Below are 25,751 nucleotides of genomic sequence, written 5' to 3' on the forward strand. Positions count from 1 at the left end.
CTCCTTGGGTTTATAGGGCTTCCCTAGCGATCTTTTGGCATGCAGTGAACCCTTGTGATTCGCTCCATTCGTCTATAGTGCCGTGTTCTTCTGAAACGTCATATTCAGATATTTTCTTCAGCGCTTCATCCTTGCGTTCGATCTCTGCCATGAACCTGAAGTTGTTCTGCTGTTGGTTCTCTGCTGAAATCTTCCAGAACTCTACTTCTCCTTGTAGGCGTTCGATCTCTTGTAATAGGTATGTGATGTATTGGTTGGATTTGGCGAAAAGTTGAGCAGCGTCCTTATCAAATACCTCCGCAATGATTTTTCCGTCCTGATTGGTAATAACATCGAACACGTCTTTTTCCCAAACCTCATCAGCAACCTCGTTCAAATCTTCTGTTATCTCGTCTATCTTGTTCTGTTCGCTCATTGTTATCTGCCCTCCGGCTCTACAATTTGACCGCAATTACCACAAAACACATACTCCGTTCCGTCCTCTTTATAGTCAGTTATAAATTCATCATCAAAATTGCATCGTACGCATGGTTTAGTTTTAGTATCCATCCGTTATCTCTCCTTATATGGGGTATGATTTGTAACCCGTTCGAAACATGCTAATTCAGCCTTTTACCGCACCTTTTGCAGTAAACTTTCTGCCAAACATACTCGTAACCAAACATGTCTTTTTCCTGTGTTTTTACTGGTCTGTGTCCGAATAATATGCATAAGAATTTTTTCATACGATTCACCTGCTTCGCTTATTTATAAGGGTATGGGGGTAACTATTTATAGATAATTAAGACCGATGGAACGATGCCCATTGAGCTTGTTCCTGCTGACGAGCACTTCGGATTCTGGATGGTCTTCTAACCATTGGTTCAATTCGCGGGCATCAATTAGGTCGCTGAATATTTCTTTCGCTTTTCCTAGCATCCTTTATCGCTCCTTTGGGGGTTAATGGGTTAATAGCCGGTACTTTGACGTTCGTGGTTGGTTTTGTTCTTATCCATGTATGCTGCTTCGATTTGTTCCCAGGTGAAGCCGAGCGCCTTACTTAAGCGAATGATTTTTTCAAATGACCGGATGTAATTTCCCCTGTTTGTGAATTGAGATAAGTCACCAATTTTGTCAAAGGTACTATTGAACAGATCCACAATGTCTCTATCATCAAAATAAGTAAGTGCGTAATTCAGCGCTTCGTTCATATCAGCATTTGAAAGGTCTTCTTTGTGGCTGAGTTCAATCCCAATCGAAAATATGAAGTGCAAGCAATCAATGTATTCTTCTAGAAGTGGGTTCGTTTCTAAGTAGGCATCACGATCCGAATAAACCTTAAGTGTTCGCGGCTGTTGGTCCTTACTCCAGAACTTGAACCCTCGCCATTCATTCGCGCATTCCCCTAGCTCCACCTGAAGCGCGAGAATCTTTTGCGGCAGCAGGTCCTTTCCTTCCAATTCCTTTTCCTTGACGATCCGTTCATCCAGTTCACGTTGCATTTCAAACAGCTTTGTAAGGTTCATATTTACCTCCATAATTTGTATTCACTGGAACACCAGTTTGGTTTATTGGGTGTAACGGGGTGCGACTGATTGCCTTATCCCTTTATGCTTTCTTTTTCTTCTTTGGCTTAGGGTCTAGAATCGCTTGTATGACTTCTTCTTGATATTTGGTACCTACGGTTAGGATTTGTGTAGCGCGGGCAATCTGAGCCAAAACAAAGGCATCTCGCACGTTGTCTGAGTTATGTTCGAACCCCCAATGTTTGTAGATTGGAAGAACCATGTTGTTTTTAGATGCTTGGTGATTACCAGTTGCGTATTTTTTTACTTGAGTTGGAGCCACTTCGATCCATTTCATATCCTGCCGATATAACTCCAGTCTGATTGCATGCCCCAAACCGAATTGAAAATCTATTCCTTGACCCTTGGATCCATAACTGAATCCTTCAATCGCCACCACGTCATCTGCTTCAAGATTGTCGAATATCCCTTCTACGATTTCACATATCTTTACTGTTTTGTTTTCTATTTCAGGAGCAATCTCTAAACCGTCCAAGTAATTGCCGTGCATGTCTATCAGTGCTATTCCTGTTTCTCCACTTGGGTCAATACCTACATACCTTGTCATTTCGTTATCCTCCAATTCATGCAATTACTTCATCGAAGTGTTTGCTTGCTTTTTCTCTGATACGACTTATCAATCTGCCAGCATGGACCTGTGAGAAACCCAATTCTTTACCAATCTGTTTTTGTGTTTTATTCTCTAAAGCAAGTTCTAACGTTTTTTTCATATCGCCACTCAGGCTATCTATAAACTCTTCTACTTCGTAACTTGTGAAATCTTGTTCTTCTGGTAATACATCCTGTAGTTCAACATTTCTATGAGAAGTTTTATCTGTTGTCATGATCATATTGAGGGACATTACCATGCTCCCTTTTAGGTTCCTTAGCGCTCTGTTAGCAGCAGCAACTGTACATCCTAGTTCTTTTGATATCTCTTCAGCGGATGATTCTCCAAGTTTTCTTTTCAGGATCCTTCCTGCCAACTCATAAACCCCTCTTGGTGTGCGTATCATCGGGACTTTTTCGGCGATATATCTCATAATTTGATTGGATATGTGGTAGTACGCATATGTTGAAAATGATGTGCTTCTATCCGGTGTATAATTGCAGTACGCTTTTATGAGGCCGATATAGCCCTCTTGCATTAAGTCCTCAAATTCAACCTTGTATTTCGTTTTATAAACTGACCTCTTTGCTACTAGTGCTACCAGGCCTTTATTCTCTTGAACAAAAATATCGATATCACCTAAATGCGGATTGTGTAGCTTGTGATTCATTAGTTGATGCAACGCTTCCCACCGTCCTTCCAATTCTTCGTTTTCATCTATGGCTAAAGCATATAAATCCTTCTTGAACATCGTTGTCATTTCGCAATACCTCGATTATCGGTTGCTAATCTGCGAGCAAACTCTCTTGCCGCACTCACTCTTGTATTCTCTTTCTCTGCCAGGTTCATGATGATCGTTATTAACTCTGTATCCTTCATGTTTTCCATGACCACGTTACCTCCTTATGCGTATCTCGTTTCTAAATCCACGAACTTTCCGTACTGCCGCATATTCACCATCTCTGCCGTTCCTACCGATCCGTTCCGGTTCTTCGCAACGATACATTCGATTATGTTTTTCTTCTCGGTTTCTTGGTTGTAGTAGTCATCCCGATAAAGGAATGTGATTGTATCAGCATCCTGTTCAATGTTTCCAGACTCCCGAAGGTCTGACATCATCGGTCGTTTATCCTGCCGCTGTTCCACGCCTCTACTGAGCTGGGCCAGTGCAATCACCGGACAATCATTTTCCCGAGCCATCTGTTTTAGCGATGAGCTTATATATCCAACCTCTTCGTTTCGGCTTGGGAATTTCTTGCCGCCGTGAATTAGTTGAAGGTAATCGATGAACACAATGATATTAGGGTGTTTCTTCTTCAGTTTGCGAACTGCTGCCCGGATCTCTTGAATGGTCCGTCCTGGCTTGTCGTCAATATAGATATCCATGTCAGCCAGCTTTGCTATGCCCATGGTATATCGGGTCCATTCATCATCCGTTAGTTTTGCATCTCGGACGTTAATGCCGTCAATCCGGCCTTCTGCCGCAATCATCCGATCTAGAAGTTGAACCTCAGGCTGCTCCAAGCTGAATAACGCAACAGTAAGTCCGTCTCCCCCTGCTTTGGTGGCATTATTGAGCATGAAAGCAGTTTTTCCTACCGAGGGCCTTGCGGCTATGATGTTAAGCGTCTGTTTCTTCCAACAGCCTGTAATCTTGTCTAATGCAGTTCCAACCGTTCTCGCCCCGGACTCCATCCCATTCTCTTTCTTGCGTTCTAGTTGGTCCACATGGTCCATTAGGCCGTCTTTGATATGTCGGAAACCACCTTCTGCCCGGACCTGATCACCGATCACCTCTGACAAGCTCATTAGTTCCGCTGCCAATTCCCTCGGATTATCCGGTAACTCGTTGTATAGTTCCTTAATTGCGGTCATTCCGGTGCGCATCAGGTATTTCTCTTTGACGATCTGTTCATGGGTTGCAAACTGTTGGACAGACGGGAAGGAACCACTGAGACTAGAAATGTATTGTACTCCCCCCACATCTGCAACGGTTGGTCCCAGGCGCGCCACTAAACTCACAATTTCCACTGGCTCTTGCTTTTCTCGCATCTGAAGCATTTGATCGAATATCAGGCGATGTCCATCATGGTAAAAATGTTCAGGTGTTAGTATTGTTTCGTAAATCAGTTCCGGCTCAAGAAGGACAGAACCGAGTACCGCTTGTTCAGTTTCGATACTGTAAAAGCTCATTTCAACCTCTCCTTCGCCTTCGCCATTTCACGCTTAATCCAAACTTTTTTGTCAATCCCTTCTTCCACCCATGGAGGGGGAACTGTGCTTTTTTCTCGTTCCTCCTGTTCCTTGAGATATTGCCGTGTGCGTTCTATCTCTCGATCAGCGTCTATTCTTGCATTAGGCTTCACGATATCGGCAATGGTAGGAGCGAACTTACTTTCCCTGATATGTTCCTTGGCATTTGCCCAAGCATGTTCAGCGTCAGCCTCTTCTAATTCCTCGATCCATATTTCTGCAATGCCTTTATCAACTTTCCAGTTTGGATAGCTGGCGGCAAGTTTCCTGAACAACTTTTTTGCATCTTCTCGTTCCAATCGATTCGCCACCTTTACAAATCATTTAAAAAGTCGAGCCTTCCTTCATTTCGTTGCCCTTGATTAAACCGCTCGTTAATTGCGTTTGTATAAAACGAAAATCCGTTCACAGTTCCACCTTCTTGAATCTTCTTGGCATGTTTCTCTTCCATGACTTCAATGATCAAGTCAGCAGTAACCCCTTTTTCTAAAAGCTGGTTTACTATAGGCCAATCAACCGGTTTAAGTCCCATAGTCTTGTGGATGGTTGCATATGCCTTTTCAATTCTTGCGAATTTGTCAGTAGTAGTATTCTTATTTTCTGTACTGTACTGTTCTGTACTGTACTGTACTGTAGTTAGATGATCATCTGATGCGCCATTAGATGAATCATTAGATAATCGCTTGATTCGATCTAATGGTATCAATGGCATTCTGGCCCCTTCAGGAAGTCGCTTTCCTTTTCTGGAGTTACAACTTCTACAAGCCACAACAAGATTCTCAAATGTCGTTGGACCATCAGGGTCAACATGATCGTAAGTACCGCCTTTACCAGTCTTTCGGTCTGTCCAATCCACTTCATTTCCGCAATATCGGCAACAATCACAATCTCGATTCTTGACCTTGTTGATAGTCCCATCTTGATACGCCTTTCGCATTTCCGAAGTTCGGTTGCTCTTCTTCTCTCTGGATTGCAATAACTTTCCAATGTAATCATGCCAATCATGTATAAATAACTGACCGTCGATCTCATCAATAAACCCGACATCGATCAAAGCATTTAGTAGTTCATCAGCGTCACCAGTCCACATCATTTCATCAGCGATATCTTCCGGTTCAAGGAGTGAAATGCACCCATCCGGTAAGTTATCCATTGCCCACCACCACAACAGGTGTAAATGACCTATTGTGGCAGGGACAGTGATACCGAGCTTGCGTGATAATCGCTTGGTTTTGATGTGTCTCCCTAGACTTTGGTGACTTTCCAACCATGCCATTTCATCACCTGCTATTCTTTTGCTTTCTCATATAACTGCTGCCGGTACTCTTCGGCCCAGGATTTACCCTCTGCGGTATAATCAATCCAGTTATGGCAGGTCCCAGTATTTACACTAGGACCGCATAACATGGCTACATCGTTTATGGTTGTTTCTACTTCGATTCTCCAACGGCGTACAAGGTGAGCGCATTGTAATGTTTGGTATTCGGGGTTACCGTACTTACCACACCGTTCACAATGGCTTCCTGAGCGCTCCATAGCAGCCGCATATACTTCTGGCTTGATCCTCCCGCGCATCTTACTTGTGGGCTTCCTGCGGCGGTATGAAGGTTTATCTACTGGGTTAAATCCGAAATCAATCATGTGACCACCTCCTAGAAAGGAAGATCATCGTTTGAAATATCAATTGGTTTTCCGTCATCGCTGAACGGGTCTTGATTACTGTTTGATCTTTCAGTTCTGCTGCTGGATTGTCCGCTGCTATCTCTATTCGATTCAAGGAACCGGACGTTATCCGCAATGCAATCATTGGTGTATACCGTTCTGCCATCACTCTCATAACGACCCGTTTGCCACCTGCCCTCTATGGCAACTAATCTACCCTTCCTCAAATGTTCAGCACATGCTTCAGCAGTCTTTTTGAAAGTTACAATCTGAATGAAGTCTGCTTCTTCTCCACCACGCCGATCACATGCTACAGTGAATTTGGTAACGGCCGTTCCGCTTTGTCCGTACCTGAGTTCAGGATCCCTAGTTAAACGACCCACTAATACCACACGATTTATCAATGTAATTCCTCCTTAATACAAGCTCAGTTCGCTAAAATGTTTGATTCGATTGATCTTCTTGGTCAACCGGCAGTAATCGCATTTCTCACAACGCGCCGGTTCAACATTGCCTGATTTAACGGCCTTCACACGTTCTATATGCTTGCCTACGATGTGCAAGCTCTGTTCTATTACGTCATAATCAAAATAGATAATTTCATGGTCTGGCGGGTCCTGCTTAGTTACTACGACCATATGTGGTAGCAGCCACTCCTTACGTCCTGTTACACGCTTTTCAACCTCGGCATATATAGCCATCTGGATTGTGTATCCGTAATGGTAAATAAAGTTTTCGTACACTCCTATTTCTGTGTTCCAGAACTTGCCGCCCATTTCTTTTGATGTTTTCAAATCTGCGAACATCCCTGTATCTGGCTGATAACTATCTAGCATGACTTTCCAAGGAATACCGAACAGTTCAGCGGTCATGATAACCTCTTTTTGTCCTGCCAACGCTTTTAAAACAAGTGGATCATTTTCTAAAATTTCAATCATTTTATTAGCATGTTGGAAATCTTTTTTTAGTTGTCCTGCATTCTTTCCGGTACTAGCATATAGATTTGGGTTATTCGCCTTAAACTCTTCTAAAGTACCCTCATTCCAAGCGTGAACATAATGCCCTACCTCAAAGGATATGTTATAAGGTCGTTCATACTCTCCGTTGATCTTTGCCATAGCCTGAGCCTCACACCCTCCATAGGAGGGCAGGAAGCTTTTAAACTGCGAATTAGACATATAGTGACGATCGGCTTCAAGACTAAAGTAATTACTCTTGTTCAGTTCCATCGGTTTGTTCCTCTGTGATCTCTTCGAACTCAGCATCAATGATAGTTGCATTATCATTTAAAGGGCTCTGTTGCTGTGGTTTCACTTCTTGGTTAAAATCCATATCTGATGCATCTTCAAATGCTTCCTTTTGTTGGACAGTGTCAAAATGAATATCGATGTACTTTAACAGCCGCCGTAAAACCGTCTTTTTGTACATTTCTCCTGTGCTCTTTTCCCACGTCTTGCCTTTCGGTTGTTTAGAGTAAGTCATGCGTGTATTCTCTATATCTTCCTTGCTCATGGTGTCATACATCATTGATCCATCTTTATAAAGAACGACCGCAAAGGCACCCATGATTTCACCGTTATTAAACGGCAAAGGCTTGAAGTTCACCGTTTGTTGACCAGCTATGATTTCTTCACTAAATTCATCACCTACACGTACAACCTTTGCAAAAATGTCCTTTATAGGGTTAGTGGCGTACTTCTTAGCCAGCTTGATTTCTCCCTTATAGTCCGTTTGGAACTGGACATTCCCACCGTATGGAATGGCATAGCACTCTTTGTTAAAGAAATCTAATCCTAGAAAAGCTCCCTTGATAAGAGTTCGGACGACACTGTTTGGTGAGCAATTTTCAATCCCTTTTGTTTCAAGCAACACAGCCATACTATTCTGAACAAATCTAGTTTTATTGAAGCCTTGCGGCATACCATCAATCTTTTCATCAATGAAAGAATCTAACTTTTCTCGAATTACCGTCAATGAATTAGACATGTTTACCCCTCCACCACTTCAAGATTCAAGTCTTGACCGTCAACTGTTTCCAAAACAAAATACTGATAGTCATCTTGTTTAGATGCTTCGATAATTTCACGTTGTCTGCTGCCGAGATTTTGCCAGCCATCAACACAGATGACCTTTAGTGGCCCTGCTTGTGCCTTAGCCAGCTTAAAAGCAAACCCTAGTGCCTCTCCCTCTGACAGCCCATCTATCAATGTTCCATCAATTCTGATGCGTCCCTGATCATCTACAGATAGACCTTCAACTGGTAATGAGGCGGTTTTAAGGAGCTCCTTCGGTAATTCTCTAGCCGTTTTAATCTTGGAGCTCAGTTCTGCACTCCGTTCCTCTTTAGGTGTCAATTTTTCACGAATGATATCATTCATCCGTTCCCACTCACGGAGGTACTCTTTCATGCTTGCAGCCTCATCAGCAGCTTGTTTCAACGGTTCTGGATTAATCCAAGTAACGGTGTCAATGATATGCTGTGCATTGCCTGTTTTCTCGTTCTCCGATGCGATAAGGTTTACTTCATGATCTGCAATCTTCTCAAGGTCCTTTCGTTCGTGCTCATCAATGTTTTCAAGCGCTGCCTTTTTCTCTGCCGCCTGTTCTTTGTACTCCGCTATAAATACACGGGATTGTTCGACTTCTTGTTGGATTTCCTCGCGTGCTGTTTGCTTTTTCGCCTGATATTGCAACTTTAATCGTTCAATTGCCTGTTCCAACTCATTATCAAAACGTGAATTGGTTTCCAGGATACGCCGGTCCACATCATCAATTTTCATTTGTTCCTGCTGGATCTTGTCTTCCAAGCGATTAATTGTGTCCTTAAAGGAATCGCGTTTCCGTTGATAATCCAACTTTTTCTCCATGGAAGCATTGGCTGATCGTTGCTTAATGTCATTGATACGAATAGACAGACCTTCAATGAGAGCTTGCGCTTCTTGCAAACGTTTATTGGATTCCTCAGCATCGGACAACTTTTTATAAAGCTCCTGAAGGTTTACTTCTTTCCATTCAGCGCCATTGTAGTTAGGTGGCAAGTCACGTTTAATCCCTTCGATATTGGCCCGAAGCAAATTGATTTCACGGTTAATGCTTTCGCGTTCTGCATAGTACCCATTCTCGATTTGTTTGAGGATTTGAAGGATATGCAGTTGGTAATCTGCTTCAGGTACTTCGCCAAACCAAGCTTTGATATCATCAACGGTCCATTCAATCTGTAGCATGTTAAGGATAATTTCCGTTTGTTCCTTCGCGGTCTTTTGGACAAATTCAATCGGCCTGAAAATATCACCATTTATAAGCCGCCGCAAGAAAGCCTCAGTACTATTTACAGCCATGCTTTCATGCTTCACTTTGAGGTAGTCGGCTTTCTCAGTTCGCACCTTACGCAACGTCTGGAGACCGTCATCCAACTCCACAAAAAGTTCTGCTTCTTCCTGATCGTGACGAACAACCTCAGTCCTGCGGCTTTTGTTGGTAAACACCTTCTCCAATGCCTCAACAAGACTAGTCTTACCAGTGCCAGAATCACCCGACACCTTATTAAATTTACCTGGAGCAAAGAGCAATTCTTTAATTCCAAGCCAGTTCTTTATTTCAATTTTTTTAATGTGCATATTTACAACCTCCGAATAATCTGATATGTTTTCCGTAACAATTTTTAATAAAATGCCTTCTTAAAGATCATGGTTGCAGCCGTGATCATTTTTCGTTTCTAAATCAGCTTGAATCGTCAGTAAACAGTCATGTAACCTATCTAGCGGGCCGTCTAGGAACTTTGTTAAAGTTGTAAGAGGCTGTTTGCCTGATTCTTTCTTTATGTCCGTCAGCGGTCCGACAATCTCCAGACATTCCTTCACGTAATCGCTCGTTTTCACGTTTCCTTTCCCTCCTTCTACGGTCGTATTCATCTCGGATAACTCCATTCGGGAAAATAAACCATTTACCGTCCTGACTGGTATCAATGTTCATCTGCTTTGCAAGAAGGATATCTGCGAAATCTTCGCTCGCTTTTCTGCGTATTGCTTGTTGCATCTTCTAAACACCTCACTAGTGTCCAACTTCGACTTTCAACAGCTTCCAACATGCACCGTTCACAGTGCGGTTCCTCATGTTCATGGACAAGATATTTCGCTTCGTTTGGGCATCCTTCACACTTGATCACGTCTGTCACCTCGCATATATAGAGCGACCGGGAGCCAGATGTTAAACAGCAACCATGCGATTAACAAATAAATCATTTCTGACAAACCAGTTTCTTCTTGTTTTCCGTTGCTACAAATTGTAGTCGCGCCATCTTTTCACCAGTAGTCAACACTTTCCAAGCTCCTACGATAATGTTCATGTTCGTTCTCCTTTCAAGTAGGTATTTTGTACCCCTTTGTCGAATAGTGAAGTCTGAAAGGGGGTGTTCGCTATGAAGATTCAAGAGTTCGAGAAAATCGCAGCTGAATTAAGAGTAGAATCACTCGAGAAAATCCAAGAAAACTTTATATCTGTTGTTGCTGGTCTTGATAAAACAGCAGAAAATTTTAACGAGGATCTTGGTAAAATGATCGGTGCTATATCTTTGTCTGTTTTTAATCAGAACCAACAGTACACAGTTGAATTATTTAAGCGTGTCTTGGAGTTTGAGAAATAGATTTTCCAATTTCTTGAACTACTTTCTCAGCAATTTTTTCTATCGGTGCGTTTTGACTTACATTAATAGTGGGAGCTATCGTTACAGCGGTAGCTTCTCTTTTCTCCAGTTCCTCTTTTACAATTTCCCTTACTGGTTGTTCGTTCATATTCATTCTCCTCTCTATCCCTTACGTGGGATCTCCAAGCGTTAATGTATTGTCCTGATTTGAAGCATTACAGCTTCGAGTGTGCGGTTCATGTATAAATCAAACTCTGTAATCAAACCTCTCGATTCCAAAAATTCTCGAGCGATACCGTTCACAATGTCTGCTGTTTGTAAATCCTCGATGAGTTGTTCAACCCTTTGGTCTACAACATCCATTCGTTTTTCAAATGACAATTGTTTCACCTGTAAATAAGCAATCATTTTTGACACTACCGGGACAAGTTCGTCAATAAATTCTTGAGGTGAGAGAGTGTTATTTTCCAATTTCTCCATCAGGTTTTCGAATTGTTTGTTTTCTAGTCTGATCCATTCGGTTCTCCTCTCTAAGCCAACCGGCTCTCATTTTCACGATCCATCAAAGCGAACACACCACGTTTTTTCAGTAGATCATGAATGAACAACCGTCCTTTTTGAGTCCATCTTGTATTCATAGTTACGTCCGGATCCCCGTTGCTTCTTGTGATGTCGATCGTTTCAGACTTGGTATATCCTTTGTCATGGTAATCACGGTATAAGAGCCATTGCTTGTTTTGCTTGAACTGGACTCGTTCTTCATGAAGGATTTCATTCAGCGCCTTACCGGACATTCCGTAATCCTTCGCAATTTGAGTAATGGTAACTGTACCTTTGGATTTAAGAATCTGATCCAAATAACTGATTTTTGGTTCATACTCAGCCACACGCTGCTCAAGCATGAGTGCCTTGGTTTCAACTTCTTGCTTTGCTCTCTGCTCCTCTATCCATTGCTGTGCGCGTTTTACTGGATCGTCAATCATGTAGGAAGGTACGTATGCCGACTTGAATCTCTTTTCCACTTCGATGAAGTAGCGGCGAGCTTCACGGCCTTTGGCATTGTTCTCTACCATGCAGAGTTCTTTTGCTGTGTCCAGCTTTAAAATGTAGTCGTGCTGTATGACATTTTGACGTTCCCCCGTTTTGGTGAGCGTTAAAGCAAAATCATCACCTTCTACAAATCCGTACTTTTCGATTCGGTTTTTGATCCAAGAGGTAAAGTCACGACCAACTTTTAAGAACTCGTGCAACTCCCGTCCGTCAACAATGCGTTCTCCCTGATCCGTTTCATACACAGGTAATAGATCGTTAGTTAGCACCTTCATTTCATTGCTCCTTTCTGAATGTATGGATATTTCTCATGGAAGAACGCGACCGGGACTTTGCCGCGTTCTACCCAAAACCCTTCGGCCGCCAACTCATCATTTAATGTTTTTATTCGTTGTTGAGCCGTTCTGACCGATCCGAGATCAAGTAGGTTGCGAACATCCTTCGAATCGTAATAGGTTTTCATGGTCATCACCTCCTGTTCACTCATGCACTGACATGAGATGGATACTTTCGAAACAGGTACTCGACGGTGCAACCTGGGAAAAGAGAGTTTCTAATCTCCAAAGCTTCATCAAGCGTAAATCTCGACTTACCATTCGTTTTGTCGATCAGAGTTGCATAACGAACGCCAAGGAGCTGAGACAGATCTTTCTTGGTGACACCCATACGAGCCATTTCTGCATCGAGGTTCGGGAACATGTTGTTCACCTCCTTACGATACTCAATTTCGTATCGCACACTCATCATATACTCAGTTGCGTATCATGTCAACAGCAAAAATGACGTAAAAATACGGAATATCATGTTTACAAATCCGTTTTTATTGTTATAATGGATTTAAGAGTACGGAAAATCGTATTTGCTAAAGAAGGAGTATGAGGAATGGATATTCGAGTGGAGATAATCAAACAACTAATAGACAAAACAGGATTGAACCAAAAAGCTTTTGCAGAAAAAGCCGATGTCCCATACACAACTCTTAGATCGATGTTAGAAAGAGGAATAGGAAGAGCTTCGGTTGACAATGTTATTAAAGTTTGTCACGCACTAGGAATAACAGTGGATGAGTTGCAGCAAATGGCTGATGAAGAAGATACTGATTTAAGCACAATTGCTGCACATCATGATGGTGAAGAATGGACAGAAGAGGAACATGAGACAATTCGAAAATTTAAGGAGTTTGTTAAGTCTCAAAGAAGACAACAGGGGTGATCTACGATGAGGTATGATGCTTTACTCTTGGAATCCGAACCTTATGTTTACGAAATGGACATGCCTCTCGGAATAAAAGGTTTATATGGGGACAATGTTATTTGGATCAATAAACACATACCAACGAGAACCGAAAAAGCATGTGTACTCGCTGAAGAGTTAGGGCATCATTACACATCAGCCGGTAACATACTAGATATAGAGGATATACGCAATAAGAAACAAGAACTGCGCGCCAGAATGTTTGGGTATGAAATGCTAATACCATTAGGTTCGTTTATAGAAGGTCATAGACTTGGTATACGTAATAGATATGAATTGGCAGAGCATTTATCTGTAACAGAAGATTATCTAGAATACGCATTGAGCCGTTATCGAGAAAAGTACGGCTTGTTAGTAAGTATTAACAATTACACAATATGTTTCGAGCCTTTAGGTGTATTGGAATTCTTCGAGCATTAAAATCCCAGCCGAAAGGCTGTTTATTATAGACAAAAAACCGAACGTATGTTCCGAGATAGGTGGTTGAAATGCCAGTCTACAAGGATGAGGTAAGGAAAACATGGTATTTCAAAGTCCGTTACAAGGACAATTTTGGCCGTAATACTCAAAAGATGAAAAGAGGATTTAAAAAGAGGAGCGATGCAGTAAAAGCCGAAGCTGATTTCATCTCCACGATTGAGAGTCAGTTCAGCAGCGAAATTACTGTAGATGAATTGTTTGAGCATAATATCAAACACAAACGTCTAAAAGAGAAAACAATACGACGGAGGACAAATGAATACAATTATCATATTAAACCTCTATTTGGTCATTTGAAGATTAAGGAAATTACTGTGCAACATGTAGTTAATTTCAAAGCAAAGTTGGAAGGGGAGTTTAAATCATTAAATAGTGCGAGGACTGTATTCAGTAACTTCAAAGTGCTGATAAATCATGCCGTCAAATACTTCGGACTTAAGGCTAACCCCACTCTTGTTGTGGAACCAATCCAAAGGGTAAGGCCGAAAATCAATTTTATAAAAAGGGAAGAATTCGAAGAGAAAGTAGTAAAAATAGACTGTCACTATTACAAAGAACTGACACGACTATTGTTTTACACTGGATTAAGGATTGGGGAATCTCTCGCGTTGACATGGGATCACATAGATCTGGAGAAGAATCAGTTATACGTTGAAAATACATTTGATATTTCAGCTAGAATCTTAACCACCCCTAAAACAGCTGGGAGCGAGGGTTATGTACCATTCCCTCAATTCATTGCAGATATGTTGAAAGAGATAAAAAAAGAATCCGCAATAAAAATATACGGATTCTCAGATCAATTGTTTGTGTTTGGCGGGCTAGCGCCATATCACTATTCCCATTACTCTAAAAAATTCAAAGAGGTTTTTCCTAACCTCAGAATTCACGATCTTCGGCACAGTTATGCAACGTATCTTATCAATAAAGGTGTAGACATATATCTTGTAAAGGAATTAATGCGCCACGACGATATCAAGCAGACAGCTAATACTTATGGTCACCTTTACACTGAAAGAAAACAAGAAATAATGAGCGTATTTGATTAATCGGTATCATATCGGTATCACAACCCTTAAAGATGTTCGATTATCGTTGATACGCTCATATTTCTGATTAACCGATGGAACCTTCCATCTCAAACTTGATCAATCGATTCATCTCAACCGCATACTCCATCGGGAGCTCCTTGGTGAATGGCTCGATGAAGCCCATAACGATCATTTGCGTAGCTTCAGACTCGCTAAGGCCACGACTCATGAGGTAGAACAATTGTTCCTCAGACACCTTGGATACGGTTGCTTCATGCTCCAGCGTAATGTTGTCATTCTTGATCTCGTTGTAAGGAATCGTATCCGACGTCGATTCATTATCGAGGATGAGTGTATCGCACTGGATGTTGGCTTTCGCGCCTTCTGCATTCCGACCGAAGGAAGCCAGTCCACGGTATGTTACTTTACCGCCATGCTTACTAATGGACTTGGATACGATCGTAGAAGTCGTGTCCGGCGCCAAGTGAATCATTTTGGCTCCTGCATCCTGATGCTGGCCTTTGCCTGCTACAGCGATGGACAGTACCATCCCTTTTGCACCGCGACCCTTCAGGATAACGGCAGGATACTTCATTGTGAGCTTGGAACCGATGTTGCCGTCCACCCATTCCATTGTTGCGTTCTCTTCAGCAACGGCACGCTTGGTCACGAGGTTGTAAATGTTTGGTGCCCAGTTCTGAATGGTTGTATAGCGAACGCGCGCATTCTTTTTACAGATGATCTCTACTACCGCACTATGAAGCGAGTTCGTGCTGTAGATCGGAGCCGTACATCCTTCTACGTAGTGCACAAAGCTGTCCTCGTCCGCAATGATCAGCGTACGTTCGAATTGACCCATGTTCTCGGAGTTGATACGGAAATACGCTTGCAGCGGAATTTCACATTTCACACCTTTTGGAACATAGATGAAGCTTCCGCCAGACCACACGGCACTGTTCAGCGCAGCGAATTTGTTATCCGTTGGGGGCACGACCGTTGCAAAATATTCTTTCAAGATCTCCGGATGCTCTCTAAGAGCCGTATCGGTATCCATAAAGATAACGCCTTGATCCTCAAGATCCTTTTGCATGTTATGGTAAACAACTTCGGATTCGTACTGTGCGGATACACCCGCCAGGAACTTCTGCTCTGCTTCAGGGATACCCAATTTATCAAAGGTTTCCTTGATCTCGGTAGGTACTTCCTCCCAAGTCTTGCCTTGCTTGTCGGAAGGTCTTACATAGTACTGGATATCGTTGAAGTCCAGCTCGTCGAGATCGCCGCCCCAGCGAGGCATTGGCATTTTCTCGAACTGCTCCAGTGCTTTCAAACGGAATTCCAGCATCCATTCCGGCTCGTTCTTGATTTTGGAAATTTCCATAACGACTTCACGCGTCAAACCTTTGCCGGTTTGAAAAATAGCTTTGTGCTCGTCTCGGAAACCATATTTATACTCTTCAATTTCTGGTGCTTTTTTAGCCATTTAACTTACCTCCCTATCGATCTATTCATTCGCTTACTTCGCGTCTATTCCTTTTCGGAGTGCGTTCCACGCAAGTGTTGCGCATTTAATACGTGCAGGAAACTTGTTGACACCGGATAGGGCTTCAATATCCTCGTACTCTTCAAAATCTACGGCCTCGCCTTTCATAAGGGAGGAGAAGCGGTCCGCCAGACTGATCGCTTCATCGAGCGTTCTGCCTTTTACGGCGTCTGTCATCATCGAAGCGGAAGACATGCTGATGGAGCAGCCTTCCCCCGTATATTTGGCATCGGCCACTACGCCGTTCTCTACCTTAAGCTGCAAGGAAATGCGATCTCCGCAAGTCGGATTGTTCAAATCGATGGTTACCGCATCTTCTTCAAACTTGCCGCGATTGCGGGGGTTCTTATAATGATCCATGATGACACGTCTGTACAAATCGTCAAGTTGCATCGCCGAAATACTCCTTTGTCTGGATTAAGGCGCTAACTAATCGATCAACGTCCTCTTCTGTATTATACAGATAAAAGCTCGCGCGTGCCGTAGAGGATACTTTTAACCAACGCATAAGCGGTTGACAGCAATGATGTCCTGCACGAATCGCAACCCCCTGTGCATCAAGCACCGTTGCCACGTCATGCGGGTGAACGTCGCCGAGATTAAAGGTAACAAGGCCCACTTTACGTTCACGAGGACCGTAAATGGTAATCCCGTCGATCTCGGAGATGCGGTTCATGGCATAAGCCGCAAGCTGCGTCTCATGCTGTTCGATGGCGTCCATTCCGATTTCCTCCAGGAAATCGATGGCAGCGCCCAAACCGACAGCCCCTGCGATGATAGGGGTGCCCCCCTCGAACTTCCAAGGGAGCTCCTTCCAGTTTGATTCGTACAATCCAACATCATTGATCATTTCTCCGCCGAATTCGATCGGCTCCATTGATTCCAGCAGCGCCTTCTTGCCGTATAATGCGCCGATACCTGTTGGAGCACACATCTTATGGCCGGACAAAGCGTAAAAATCGCAATCCAGGTCCTGGACGTCCACCTTCATATGCGGTGTGCTTTGCGCACCGTCAACCACAATGACAGCGCCGTGGCGGTGCGCGATTTCCGCAATTTGTTTCACGGGATGCACAACGCCCATGACGTTGGATACGTAAGCGATGGCTACAACCTTGGTCCGTTCGGTAACGAGTGCCTCGACATCTTCGACACGGATCGTGCCGTCAGGCTGCAGAGGAATATATTTCAGCGTAGCGCCAACGGCGATAGCCGCCTGCTGCCACGGTATGAGATTACTGTGATGCTCCATTTCCGTCAGGACGATTTCATCCCCGGGACCGCAAACGGAGCGCGCGTAGGACGATGCTACCAGATTCAGGGCCGTCGTCGTACCACGGGTGAAAATAATCTGTTCCGAACTCTCGGCATTAATGAAACGGGCAACCTTCTCCCTGGCTCCTTCATAAGCATCGGTAGCACGGCTGCCGAGTGTATGAACCCCGCGGTGCACATTGGAGTTCTCCCACTCGTAGTACCGCTTGATAGCATCTATGACCACCTGCGGCTTTTGTGATGTCGCGGCATTGTCGAGATATACCAGCGGATGTCCGTTGATCTCCTGATGAAGAATGGGAAATTGCTCACGGACAGAGGCGATCATTGTCCCAGCTTCCTTTCAACGAGCCCCTGCAGTTGGTCACGAAGTCCCTCAAGCGGAATTTCGCTGACAACCGGAGCCAAGAAGCCGTAAATAATCAAGGATTCCGCCACGGGACGCGAGATACCACGGGACATCAGGTAGTAAATTTGCTCCTGATTCACTTGTCCTACGGACGCTGCGTGACCGGCTGTTACATCATCCTCGTCAATCAACAGAATCGGGTTCGCGTCGCCGCGGGCTTTCGGGCTAAGCATCAGCACGCGTTCGGTCTGTTGTCCGTCCGCCTTCGTTGCACCCTTCTCAATCTTGGTAATGCCGTTGATGATGGCTTGTGCCTCTTCGCGCATGACTGCACGGGTGATCATCTGGGACGCCGAGCTCTTGCCGAAATGCTTCGCTTGCGTGGTGTAGTTGATCTTCTGGGAGCCGGAGCCGACCGCGATGACTTTCGCATCGGATGTCGAACCGTTGCCCTTCAGAATACTCATGGTATCGCTAGCTGTATCGCCATCGTTCATCTCGCCAACAATCCACTCGATCGAAGCGTCATTGTCCAGCACCGCACGACGGAATGTAACATCGGTTGCTTCGCCAGCCAATTGATGAACGGAAGCATAACGCACCTTCGCTCCGTTTTTAACGAAGACTTCCACCGCTCCGTTATGGGTGACCGGCGCAGCCAGTGAATCCGAAACGTAGTTGTCTACGTAAGTGATCTGACTGTTCGCTTCGGCTACCACCAGCACATGCGGTGCAAATGTCGCTTCGGCATCGTCGGTCAGCATAACGGCTTGAAGCGGAACATCAACCTCCACATTTTTAGGAACATAGAGGAATACCCCGCCGTTCCATACCGCAGCATGCAGAGCAGCCATCGCATGCTCGTCATTCTTAAGCGCTTGGTGCAGATAAGGCTTAACCAAATCCGCGTGTTCTTTAACCGCTGTTTCCAAATCGGTGAAAATGACGCCTTTGGCAGCCAGTTCCGGAGCCAGACTCACATATACGGTTCCCGAATTGCGCTGGATAACCAGACCGCCTTCTCTTGAACCTTCAACAAGTTTAGCTACCTGTTCAGGCAGTTCGTCAAGGGAAGCAAGTTTATTGCTCTCTTTATATTCACCATAGCTTTGGATGTTCCAGCGCTCGATGCGTTGTTTCTCCAGCTTGGGCAGTTCCAACTGGCCAGCCAGTTCCAGGGAAGCCAGACGGCTGTCTGTCAGCCAGGCCGGTTCCTGTTTACTTTCGGACAATGCCTTCAGAGCCTCAGCGTTGACCGGAAGAATGGTTTGTGTAGTCATATCGTTTCCTCCTCCCGTCTATTTACGCGTCTTGACCTACAGTTTCATCAGTAATGCCCAGCTCTTCCTTAATCCAGTCATAACCTTCTGCCTCCAGGCGCTCTGCCAATTCAGGACCACCGGATTTTACGATGCGTCCTTGCATCATCACGTGAACATAATCTGGAGTGATATAGTTAAGCAAACGTTGATAGTGGGTAATAATCAAGAAACCGCGTTCTTCGGATTTCATGGCATTTACACCGTTCGCTACAATTCTCAAAGCATCGATATCCAGACCGGAGTCGATTTCGTCAAGCACGACAAGTTTCGGATCCAGCATCATCATTTGCAGGATTTCGTTACGTTTCTTCTCACCGCCTGAGAAACCTTCGTTCAGATAACGGTGAGCGAACTCAGGATTCATCTCGAGTTCTTTCATTTTACCTTCCATTTGGCGAATGAACTTGATCAGGGAAATCTCGTTGCCTTCACCGCGGCGCGCATTGATGGAACTGCGCAGGAAGTCGGAATTCGTAACGCCGGCGATTTCGCTCGGATATTGCATGGCCAGGAACAGACCTGCGCGTGCGCGCTCGTCAACTTCCATCTCCAGCACGTCTTCGCCGTTAAGGAATACCTTACCTTCGGTAACTTCATATTTAGGATGACCCATCAACGCGGAAGCCAAAGTACTTTTGCCTGTACCGTTTGGTCCCATGATGGCATGAACTTCTCCGCCTTTCATCTCAAGGTTGATACCTTTAAGGATCTCCTTGCCTTCGATTGCTGCTTTCAATCCTTCAATGACAAACTTGGTTGACATATTAGATTCCCTCCGTTGAATAGGTAGTGTATTGTTGTCCTATATGATAACAGGATTGGACGCCCTGATTTCATAAAACAAAAAAATAATTATTTATTTATAATCATTCTAAACTGATTATCAATGATTCTCAAGCCATTTTATAATAAAATATGACGTATTTCAACCGGACAAGCGTTTTGCAGACAACATTCGGACAACCGTAACAATTAAAAAACAGGCATGACCGATAGACCGGCCAAGCCTGTTTCGTTCACCCTGTTCCCCTCCATATTTGCGGTTGCTCCTAAAGAATCTATTACGGCATCCGGCACCGGCGTTTATCGCGCGTTGACAGACGGTGCTCAGGTCAACATCTTGAACTATAAGGACCGGCACGATAACCGGCACCCTCAGCTCTTGCAAATACAAGGGAAGAACAGGCAGCATTCTGTTGTATTACGCTTTATCCAAGGAACGAACGCAGCATCCACATGTGCTTCTCAAGATCAGCCTTAAATCCGGTGAACATGTCCGCGGTTGGCGCATCGCCGGCTTCCTCGGCCATTTCGATGCCTTCCGCCAACTCCTCGGATACGGTTGCAAAGTCCTCAATCAAGGCTTGTACCATGCCGCGGGTATCCTCGTTGCCCGAAGCCTCCTGAACAGTCGCAAGTTCCAAATATTCTTTCATCGTAGCAGCCGGTTTTCCTTTAATCGAGAGCAGGCGCTCCGCCACCTCATCCATCTTAAGTGTAACTTCGTCATACAATTCTTCAAATTTAACATGAAGGGAGTAGAATTGCTCTCCGGATACATACCAGTGATAGTTGTGGAGTTTGACATAGAGCACGTTGAAGTTCGCAACCTGTTGATTCAACAATTGCTCCAGACTTGCGTTTTTCGTTTTTCCTGCAGCTTTGCCAGATGTAGTTTTTGCCATGGTTAATCCCTTCCTTTTCTATATGAAATGCACCCTGTACTGCGTCAAAGGAACATTGTGCAGAGCGGTGTATACCCATTGTAACTGGTACCATCTGCTAATGCTATTCCTTCATTAATATATGAGTACATCCTGCACTTGGGCGTCTATTTGTAGTTTACCCTTTGGACTGCTGAGCGAATCAGGTTCAATAACCTTTCGTCTTGCCAAAAAATTATACAAAATTCGCGAAAAAACGTTATACTAGGTAATACCAAGCAAAAAAGTTGGCTTTGATTTTCTTCTATTCTATTTGGGGGTGACCATCCATGTCTGCATATCATCCGCTGAACGCGGAAGAAGCTATACAATTAGCTAAAAGTATACCGGGCCGGTTCCCGGACCATGCCCAGCTCGAATGCCGCGAAATCGGCGACGGCAATCTTAATCTGGTGTTTCATGTCACCGCCAAAAATACGGCTGATAGTATCATTATCAAGCAAGCTGTTCCTTATGCAAAAGTTGTAGGCGAATCCTGGCCGCTGTCTCTCGACCGGGCCCGCATCGAACGACTGGCGCTGGAGACGGAGTACTCCATTTGTCCCGACCTTGTGCCCGAAGTATACGGTTATTCGGATGAGCTCGCCTACACCGTAATGGAAGACCTGAGTGAGTATACCATCATGCGCAAAGGCCTGATTGAGGGTAATGACTATCCGAAGTTCGCAGAGCATATTGGCCGCTTCCTGGCCAGAACGTTGTTCTACACGTCGGATCTCGGGATGAACCAACAGAAGAAGAAGGAACTTGCCGGCCGCTTTGTCAATCCGGATTTATGCAAAATCACCGAAGACTTAATCTTCGAAGATCCATACCGCGAATCCGCCAATAACAATTATGCGCAGAGCATAGCCGATGAAGCGGAAGCCCTTCGCGCCGACCTGCCGCTTCACTTTGAGGTCGCGCTGCTTAGGGAGAAGTTTCTGACTCACGCGCAAGCTCTGCTGCACGGGGATCTGCATACAGGCAGCATCTTCGTGACGCCGGAATCCACCAAGGTGATCGACCCGGAATTCGCTTATTTCGGCCCGATGGGATTCGATATCGGTGCGGTCATCGGCAACCTGCTGCTAAACTATGCGTCACAGCCTGGCTGGAGTCGGGACGAGCATACGCTGGCCGCCCGGGAAGCCAGGCTCCTCGAGATGGCAAGCGATGTCTGGACCCACTTCGAGAACAACTTCCGCGCGCTGTGGAATGATGATCTCTTGGACGAGATGTCCCGCACGCCAGGCTATCAGGACCACTATGTATCACAGATTTTGAAGGATACCGCAGGATTCGCGGGCTGCAAAATGATTCGGCGCATCGTTGGATTGTCCCATGTTGCGGACATCGACACCATAGCCGATGATCAAGCCAGAGAAGCTGCGCAGCGCAAAGCGCTGGCCATCGGCAAAAATCTCGTGCGGCATCATCGCAGCATCAAGTCCTTTGACGACATTTTAACTTTGATTACGCAAGCAACTAAAGGAAATGAGGTATCGATATGAGCGGTATGACTACCGGCAATGCCAGCACCTATGAACCGCTAAGCTCCGTTTATTGGGGAGGAGACCATCTGGTCCTGCTGGACCAGCGATTGCTCCCGGAAGAGATTGTCTATCTTCAGCTCTTCACACCGGAGGAAGTCTGGGAAGGCATTCACTCCATGAAAGTCCGCGGCGCGCCGGCTATCGGCATCGCGGCAGCATTCGGCGCAGTCCTTGGCGGCATGCAGGTTGAAGCCGACGATAACGAGGGATGGCTGCAACAAGTCGCAAAAACTTGCGCTTATCTCGCAACGTCCAGACCGACAGCCGTCAATCTGTTCTGGGCGCTGGACCGTATCAAGCTTGCGGCTGAGAAGCTGGCAGCTTCGGATCTCGATACAGCCGGACTGAACGCGGCGCTGCTCGCCGAAGCCGAAGCCATTCGTGCCGAGGATGAGGATGTATGCCGCCGCATCGGTGAAAACGCGCTGCCGTTCTTCCAGGATGGCATGGGCGTGCTCACCCACTGCAACGCGGGCGGATTGGCAACGGCCAAATACGGTACCGCCCTGGCGCCGATGTATCTGGCTCATGAGCAGGGCCTGAACATCAAGGTGTTCGCGGATGAAACAAGACCTGTCCTGCAAGGCGCGCGTTTAACTGCTTTTGAACTCCAGCAGGCGGGGATTGACGTTACACTGCTGGCGGATAACATGGCCGCCATGGTTATGTCCAAAGGCTGGATCCAAGCGGTTATCGTCGGTACGGATCGCGTTGCCGCAAACGGCGATGTCGCCAACAAGATAGGAACGTACGGAGTAGCGGTACTTGCTAAAGCTCACGGCATTCCTTTCTACGTGGCTTGCCCGCTGTCCACGATTGATCTGAATACGAAGACAGGCGCCGATATTCCGATTGAGGAACGTCCTGCCGAAGAGATCACGGAAGGTTTCGGCAAGCGCACAGCGCCGCAAGGCGTAAAAGTGTACAACCCTGCCTTCGACATTACGCCGAATGAATATGTGACAGCCATCATTACGGAAAAAGGCGTCGTGCAAGCTCCTTATCATGAGAGCTTAAAAAGCTTGTTCGAATAATCGCTATATCCGCCAAATGTTTATGGCATCATAAAACGGACAACCGGCCCTCCAGCCGAATTGTCCGTTTTTTTACGGTTTGCATTTTAGTGCATCTGAAGTCTAAACCTTGTTATCTCCAAAAAAAGAGCGATCCGCACGGGAATCACTCTTGGGAGAGAAGGCATACATGACTCATAACATGCGCAGGATCGCATCCTTGCCAGCCAAGCCAGGATGAATGCCCCACTTCTCTGCCTCCAGGGTTACCGATTCCAACGGCGCCTCCAGCAGCTGCTCCAATGTGCGAACCCCTACGGCTCTTCCTGCGATAATCTTGCGGTCCGCAAGCTTTTCGTTAAGAAGGCCCACATCGAGTGCACCGCACATAATATAGCCGCGGGAAGTGTATACGGCCAGCAGCGTTGTTTTCGGAAGCTTTACCTCGACGCCCATAACGGTATGTCCTTCAATATCGATCGGCAGTAAAGTCACCAATATCAACAAACCTCCCCTCACACGTCGGCTTAGAATTATGTTTATTCTTTTGGAACCGACATGGTGCGAATGTCTCTCATATTATGCATTCCAGCCCACACACATGGTGCGAATGACTCGTAAGTCAATAGAATAAAGATGAACCACAACATGACATTAGGACTATTAATATTCGAAAATTATGGTATATTTGATTCAGTAGAAAACAAGTGAAAGCTGGTGAATGATAAAAGCTATGAACACAATTCCTGTCACCGACGATAACGGCTTTTTATTCAACGTTGATATTCTGGTCAAGAGTTCCTCCAACGCACTGGCTTTGCAATATTTGCTGGAAATGCTGAACGACAAGGCTGAAGTCGTCGATTTTCGGGTTAAGTCCGGAATGGAACTTGGAGAAATTATCAACACCTTGGTTCAAGCCAAGAAAGATTCCGTTATTAGCAAAGCCTCCGGGAAGATGGCTTCTGCCGCTTCTCAGATAGAGAAACCTGCGCCACCTGCGGCTTCCTCTCCGGAAAAAAAGATCGCTGCAAGCGTACCTCCTGTCCAAACTCCACTCACCGGAAGTGATCCCTTTGAATGGATAAAAGTATACAGTAAGGACAATCGCCTTGTTCGCCTGACAACCAACCGCCACGGTAAGCAGACAAGTCTTCCCTGCCGAATTCTCAACTATGATGAAAGCAATTTCCTGGTCAACGTCTATCATGTCGATGAGAAACAGGTGTATACCTTCAAACTCAATGAAATTGATGAGTTCAGCGTCAGCTGAGTCGGTATTAAGTCCACGGTATCCATCAAAAAAAAACGGCTTCGCCGCCCCATAAGAAGGGATCGGTGAAGCCGTTTTTTTAATATCAAGCATTTTTTCGGGACAGCGCCGAAGACATCAGCATCAGCCAGCCCACGATAAAGGATACACCGCCGATCGGCGTAATCGCACCGAGCCACTTCAAGCCCGATAAACTTAACACGTAGAGACTTCCGGAAAATATGACGGTTCCCGCAATGAATAAAGTCCCTGCCCAGAACAGCTTCCGGGATTCGCCCAGAACCTTCGTCACAATCCCCGTAATCAGCACCGCAAGTCCGTGAATCATATGATAATGGACTCCGGTCTCATAAATGGCAAGTTCGTCCGGCGTAATCTTATCCTCCAGCATATGGGCGCCGAATGCCCCGATAGCGACAGATAATGCCATCAGGATCGAACCCCATGCGATGAATCTACGACTCATGCCTTTTCAACCCCTTTTGTCAGCGGACACCCGTGTCCTTATGTATTCAAATTAAGTTTAACGGATTCAAGGAAGCTTTTCCACCGGCATTTGAGACGCTTTGGACTTGATTTCAGGGCCATTTTGTGAAAGATTAATAAGGATGTCTTTTTATTGAAGACCACACGAACCCATTAGAGAATGAATTCTTATGTTAGGAGCGATTATGTACATGGATCAACAATCACCTGCCTCCCCATCCGAGGACCAAGGTTCACCTAAGCGACCCAAAACCACCTTTATTCCACCCGAGGATAGAAAAAACTCCCGCTTCGGCATCGCCTCATTCATCTTGTCGATCGTGACGCTGCTCGGGTATATTCTGCTCGGCGCGCTCGGCACCACGATGATTGAGCCATACATGACGGAGAACGGACCGCTCCTTGAGCCGACTCAGGAAACGCTGGAAGCGATGACCACGCTGGCGGCCGTGTTCATCATCGTGATGATCATCAATATCACCGGCTTGGTGCTTGGCGTTGTAGGCTGCTTATCCAAAACACGCAAGCGTGCTGTCGCCGTGATTGCCACCATCGTGAACGGCGTAGTCATCATCACCATCGGAGCTCTTTTCCTATTTGTATTAAATGCTTAAGCATTGACACTTCAAGACACTTGCCTGATTCATCTTTAGGTTAAGTGTCTTTTTCATGACAAACCCGGATTGATACTCACATATCGCTCTT

Annotated in this window: 36 protein-coding genes; 8 read left to right on the forward strand and 28 right to left on the reverse strand. The window is 45.3% G+C overall.

Going from position 1 to position 25,751, the window contains the following annotated elements; translation table 11 throughout:
* Window positions 1-10: 10 nt before the first annotated feature.
* The 15 genes from ACPV3A_RS16545 to ACPV3A_RS16615 form a co-directional block, all read right to left on the reverse strand.
* A complete protein-coding gene (locus tag ACPV3A_RS16545; protein ID WP_426200308.1) occupies window positions 11-415 on the reverse strand; it encodes a hypothetical protein in 405 nt (134 codons plus the stop codon).
* A 356-nt stretch (window positions 416-771) separates the two neighbouring features.
* Window positions 772-918 (reverse strand): hypothetical protein, encoded by a 147-nt coding sequence (locus ACPV3A_RS16550; RefSeq protein WP_426200309.1) that lies wholly within the window; start codon window positions 916-918, stop codon window positions 772-774.
* Between the two features lie 29 nt (window positions 919-947).
* A complete protein-coding gene (locus tag ACPV3A_RS16555) occupies window positions 948-1,505 on the reverse strand; it encodes a dUTP diphosphatase (RefSeq protein ID WP_426200310.1) in 558 nt (185 codons plus the stop codon).
* Window positions 1,506-1,587: 82 nt separating this feature from the next.
* The gene (locus ACPV3A_RS16560; RefSeq protein ID WP_426200312.1) at window positions 1,588-2,112 is read right to left on the reverse strand and encodes a crossover junction endodeoxyribonuclease RuvC; all 525 of its coding nucleotides are present in this window, start codon (window positions 2,110-2,112) and stop codon (window positions 1,588-1,590) included.
* 16 nt (window positions 2,113-2,128) lie between these two features.
* The gene (locus tag ACPV3A_RS16565; protein WP_426200313.1) at window positions 2,129-2,914 is read right to left on the reverse strand and encodes a sigma-70 family RNA polymerase sigma factor; all 786 of its coding nucleotides are present in this window, start codon (window positions 2,912-2,914) and stop codon (window positions 2,129-2,131) included.
* Window positions 2,911-3,042: a hypothetical protein gene (locus ACPV3A_RS16570; RefSeq protein WP_426200314.1), complete on the reverse strand. Its 132-nt coding sequence runs from the start codon at window positions 3,040-3,042 to the stop codon at window positions 2,911-2,913. The genes ACPV3A_RS16565 and ACPV3A_RS16570 overlap by 4 nt, the downstream gene beginning before the upstream one ends.
* Before the next feature lie 15 nt (window positions 3,043-3,057).
* Window positions 3,058-4,347, reverse strand: a complete 1,290-nt coding sequence (gene dnaB / locus ACPV3A_RS16575) for a replicative DNA helicase (protein WP_426200316.1) — start codon at window positions 4,345-4,347, stop codon at window positions 3,058-3,060.
* Window positions 4,344-4,706: a hypothetical protein gene (locus ACPV3A_RS16580; RefSeq protein WP_426200317.1), complete on the reverse strand. Its 363-nt coding sequence runs from the start codon at window positions 4,704-4,706 to the stop codon at window positions 4,344-4,346. Before ACPV3A_RS16580 ends, dnaB begins: the two co-directional genes overlap by 4 nt.
* 14 nt (window positions 4,707-4,720) lie before the next feature.
* Complete coding sequence (locus ACPV3A_RS16585; RefSeq protein WP_426200318.1) at window positions 4,721-5,683, reverse strand: HNH endonuclease; 963 nt, start codon at window positions 5,681-5,683, stop codon at window positions 4,721-4,723.
* Window positions 5,684-5,694: 11 nt separating this feature from the next.
* Complete coding sequence (locus tag ACPV3A_RS16590; protein WP_426200319.1) at window positions 5,695-6,048, reverse strand: hypothetical protein; 354 nt, start codon at window positions 6,046-6,048, stop codon at window positions 5,695-5,697.
* A gap of 11 nt (window positions 6,049-6,059) precedes the next feature.
* The gene (gene ssb / locus ACPV3A_RS16595) at window positions 6,060-6,473 is read right to left on the reverse strand and encodes a single-stranded DNA-binding protein (RefSeq protein ID WP_426200320.1); all 414 of its coding nucleotides are present in this window, start codon (window positions 6,471-6,473) and stop codon (window positions 6,060-6,062) included.
* Between the two features lie 12 nt (window positions 6,474-6,485).
* Window positions 6,486-7,298 carry a PD-(D/E)XK nuclease-like domain-containing protein gene (locus tag ACPV3A_RS16600; protein WP_426200321.1) on the reverse strand — a complete coding sequence of 271 codons (813 nt, stop codon included), beginning with the start codon at window positions 7,296-7,298 and terminating at the stop codon, window positions 6,486-6,488.
* Window positions 7,279-8,055 (reverse strand): recombinase RecT, encoded by a 777-nt coding sequence (locus ACPV3A_RS16605; protein WP_426200322.1) that lies wholly within the window; start codon window positions 8,053-8,055, stop codon window positions 7,279-7,281. The genes ACPV3A_RS16600 and ACPV3A_RS16605 overlap by 20 nt, the downstream gene beginning before the upstream one ends.
* Window positions 8,056-8,057: 2 nt before the next feature.
* Window positions 8,058-9,686, reverse strand: coding sequence for an AAA family ATPase (locus ACPV3A_RS16610; protein ID WP_426200323.1), 1,629 nt, complete (start codon window positions 9,684-9,686; stop codon window positions 8,058-8,060).
* A gap of 60 nt (window positions 9,687-9,746) precedes the next feature.
* Window positions 9,747-9,947: a hypothetical protein gene (locus ACPV3A_RS16615; RefSeq protein ID WP_426200324.1), complete on the reverse strand. Its 201-nt coding sequence runs from the start codon at window positions 9,945-9,947 to the stop codon at window positions 9,747-9,749.
* A gap of 539 nt (window positions 9,948-10,486) precedes the next feature.
* On the opposite strand from ACPV3A_RS16615, the gene ACPV3A_RS16620 reads away from it, so the two are divergent.
* Window positions 10,487-10,711 carry a hypothetical protein gene (locus ACPV3A_RS16620; protein WP_426200326.1) on the forward strand — a complete coding sequence of 75 codons (225 nt, stop codon included), beginning with the start codon at window positions 10,487-10,489 and terminating at the stop codon, window positions 10,709-10,711.
* Here ACPV3A_RS16620 and ACPV3A_RS16625 read toward each other — a convergent pair.
* Genes ACPV3A_RS16625 through ACPV3A_RS16645 form a run of 5 tightly spaced genes read right to left on the reverse strand, consistent with a single transcriptional unit; the run spans window position 10,683 to window position 12,460 of the window.
* Entirely contained in the window at window positions 10,683-10,859 is a 177-nt protein-coding gene (locus ACPV3A_RS16625; RefSeq protein WP_426200327.1) for a hypothetical protein, read from the reverse strand. The genes ACPV3A_RS16620 and ACPV3A_RS16625 overlap by 29 nt on opposite strands.
* A gap of 41 nt (window positions 10,860-10,900) precedes the next feature.
* Window positions 10,901-11,191 (reverse strand): hypothetical protein, encoded by a 291-nt coding sequence (locus ACPV3A_RS16630; protein ID WP_426200328.1) that lies wholly within the window; start codon window positions 11,189-11,191, stop codon window positions 10,901-10,903.
* Between the two features lie 50 nt (window positions 11,192-11,241).
* Window positions 11,242-12,036, reverse strand: a complete 795-nt coding sequence (locus tag ACPV3A_RS16635; RefSeq protein WP_426200329.1) for a phage antirepressor KilAC domain-containing protein — start codon at window positions 12,034-12,036, stop codon at window positions 11,242-11,244.
* A complete protein-coding gene (locus tag ACPV3A_RS16640) occupies window positions 12,033-12,224 on the reverse strand; it encodes a hypothetical protein (RefSeq protein WP_426200331.1) in 192 nt (63 codons plus the stop codon). Before ACPV3A_RS16640 ends, ACPV3A_RS16635 begins: the two co-directional genes overlap by 4 nt.
* 20 nt (window positions 12,225-12,244) lie before the next feature.
* A complete protein-coding gene (locus tag ACPV3A_RS16645) occupies window positions 12,245-12,460 on the reverse strand; it encodes a helix-turn-helix domain-containing protein (RefSeq protein WP_426200332.1) in 216 nt (71 codons plus the stop codon).
* A gap of 183 nt (window positions 12,461-12,643) precedes the next feature.
* Here ACPV3A_RS16645 and ACPV3A_RS16650 point away from each other — a divergent pair, with 183 nt between their 5' ends.
* The 3 genes from ACPV3A_RS16650 (at window position 12,644) to ACPV3A_RS16660 (ending at window position 14,544) form a co-directional block, all read left to right on the forward strand.
* Entirely contained in the window at window positions 12,644-12,973 is a 330-nt protein-coding gene (locus tag ACPV3A_RS16650) for a helix-turn-helix domain-containing protein (RefSeq protein WP_426200334.1), read from the forward strand.
* Window positions 12,974-12,979: 6 nt separating this feature from the next.
* Window positions 12,980-13,435 carry an ImmA/IrrE family metallo-endopeptidase gene (locus tag ACPV3A_RS16655; RefSeq protein ID WP_426200335.1) on the forward strand — a complete coding sequence of 152 codons (456 nt, stop codon included), beginning with the start codon at window positions 12,980-12,982 and terminating at the stop codon, window positions 13,433-13,435.
* 68 nt (window positions 13,436-13,503) lie between these two features.
* Window positions 13,504-14,544 (forward strand): tyrosine-type recombinase/integrase, encoded by a 1,041-nt coding sequence (locus ACPV3A_RS16660; protein ID WP_426200336.1) that lies wholly within the window; start codon window positions 13,504-13,506, stop codon window positions 14,542-14,544.
* Between the two features lie 67 nt (window positions 14,545-14,611).
* Here the strand turns inward: ACPV3A_RS16660 and sufB are convergent, their stop codons facing one another.
* The 6 genes from sufB to ACPV3A_RS16690 all read right to left on the reverse strand — a co-directional run bounded on the left by sufB (window position 14,612) and on the right by ACPV3A_RS16690 (window position 20,700).
* Window positions 14,612-16,009: a Fe-S cluster assembly protein SufB gene (gene sufB, locus ACPV3A_RS16665; protein WP_071218031.1), complete on the reverse strand. Its 1,398-nt coding sequence runs from the start codon at window positions 16,007-16,009 to the stop codon at window positions 14,612-14,614.
* A gap of 33 nt (window positions 16,010-16,042) precedes the next feature.
* Complete coding sequence (gene sufU, locus ACPV3A_RS16670; RefSeq protein WP_071218030.1) at window positions 16,043-16,462, reverse strand: Fe-S cluster assembly sulfur transfer protein SufU; 420 nt, start codon at window positions 16,460-16,462, stop codon at window positions 16,043-16,045.
* Window positions 16,452-17,672 carry a cysteine desulfurase gene (locus tag ACPV3A_RS16675; RefSeq protein ID WP_071218029.1) on the reverse strand — a complete coding sequence of 407 codons (1,221 nt, stop codon included), beginning with the start codon at window positions 17,670-17,672 and terminating at the stop codon, window positions 16,452-16,454. Before ACPV3A_RS16675 ends, sufU begins: the two co-directional genes overlap by 11 nt.
* Window positions 17,669-18,973: a Fe-S cluster assembly protein SufD gene (gene sufD / locus ACPV3A_RS16680; RefSeq protein ID WP_194544220.1), complete on the reverse strand. Its 1,305-nt coding sequence runs from the start codon at window positions 18,971-18,973 to the stop codon at window positions 17,669-17,671. Before sufD ends, ACPV3A_RS16675 begins: the two co-directional genes overlap by 4 nt.
* A gap of 22 nt (window positions 18,974-18,995) precedes the next feature.
* Window positions 18,996-19,778, reverse strand: a complete 783-nt coding sequence (sufC, locus tag ACPV3A_RS16685) for a Fe-S cluster assembly ATPase SufC (protein WP_071218027.1) — start codon at window positions 19,776-19,778, stop codon at window positions 18,996-18,998.
* Window positions 19,779-20,223: 445 nt separating this feature from the next.
* Entirely contained in the window at window positions 20,224-20,700 is a 477-nt protein-coding gene (locus ACPV3A_RS16690) for a Dps family protein (RefSeq protein WP_071218026.1), read from the reverse strand.
* A 308-nt stretch (window positions 20,701-21,008) separates the two neighbouring features.
* Here ACPV3A_RS16690 and mtnK point away from each other — a divergent pair, with 308 nt between their 5' ends.
* Both mtnK and mtnA read left to right on the forward strand, forming a co-directional pair.
* Window positions 21,009-22,232 (forward strand): S-methyl-5-thioribose kinase, encoded by a 1,224-nt coding sequence (mtnK, locus tag ACPV3A_RS16695; protein ID WP_220684113.1) that lies wholly within the window; start codon window positions 21,009-21,011, stop codon window positions 22,230-22,232.
* On the forward strand, window positions 22,229-23,308 hold the full coding sequence (gene mtnA / locus ACPV3A_RS16700) for an S-methyl-5-thioribose-1-phosphate isomerase (RefSeq protein WP_220684112.1): 1,080 nt from the start codon (window positions 22,229-22,231) through the stop codon (window positions 23,306-23,308). The genes mtnK and mtnA overlap by 4 nt, the downstream gene beginning before the upstream one ends.
* Before the next feature lie 174 nt (window positions 23,309-23,482).
* On the opposite strand, the gene ACPV3A_RS16705 is transcribed toward mtnA, so the two are convergent.
* Complete coding sequence (locus ACPV3A_RS16705) at window positions 23,483-23,785, reverse strand: YunC family protein (RefSeq protein WP_113057527.1); 303 nt, start codon at window positions 23,783-23,785, stop codon at window positions 23,483-23,485.
* Between the two features lie 223 nt (window positions 23,786-24,008).
* Here ACPV3A_RS16705 and ACPV3A_RS16710 point away from each other — a divergent pair, with 223 nt between their 5' ends.
* Window positions 24,009-24,560 (forward strand): hypothetical protein, encoded by a 552-nt coding sequence (locus ACPV3A_RS16710; RefSeq protein WP_194544224.1) that lies wholly within the window; start codon window positions 24,009-24,011, stop codon window positions 24,558-24,560.
* A gap of 85 nt (window positions 24,561-24,645) precedes the next feature.
* Here the strand turns inward: ACPV3A_RS16710 and ACPV3A_RS16715 are convergent, their stop codons facing one another.
* A complete protein-coding gene (locus ACPV3A_RS16715; protein WP_339219354.1) occupies window positions 24,646-25,026 on the reverse strand; it encodes a DUF423 domain-containing protein in 381 nt (126 codons plus the stop codon).
* Window positions 25,027-25,237: 211 nt separating this feature from the next.
* Here ACPV3A_RS16715 and ACPV3A_RS16720 point away from each other — a divergent pair, with 211 nt between their 5' ends.
* On the forward strand, window positions 25,238-25,660 hold the full coding sequence (locus ACPV3A_RS16720) for a hypothetical protein (protein ID WP_233355059.1): 423 nt from the start codon (window positions 25,238-25,240) through the stop codon (window positions 25,658-25,660).
* Window positions 25,661-25,751: the final 91 nt, after the last annotated feature.

Origin of the sequence: Paenibacillus sp. Dod16 (genome assembly GCF_049893405.1) — a bacterium.
Classification (GTDB): domain Bacteria; phylum Bacillota; class Bacilli; order Paenibacillales; family Paenibacillaceae; genus Paenibacillus_AQ.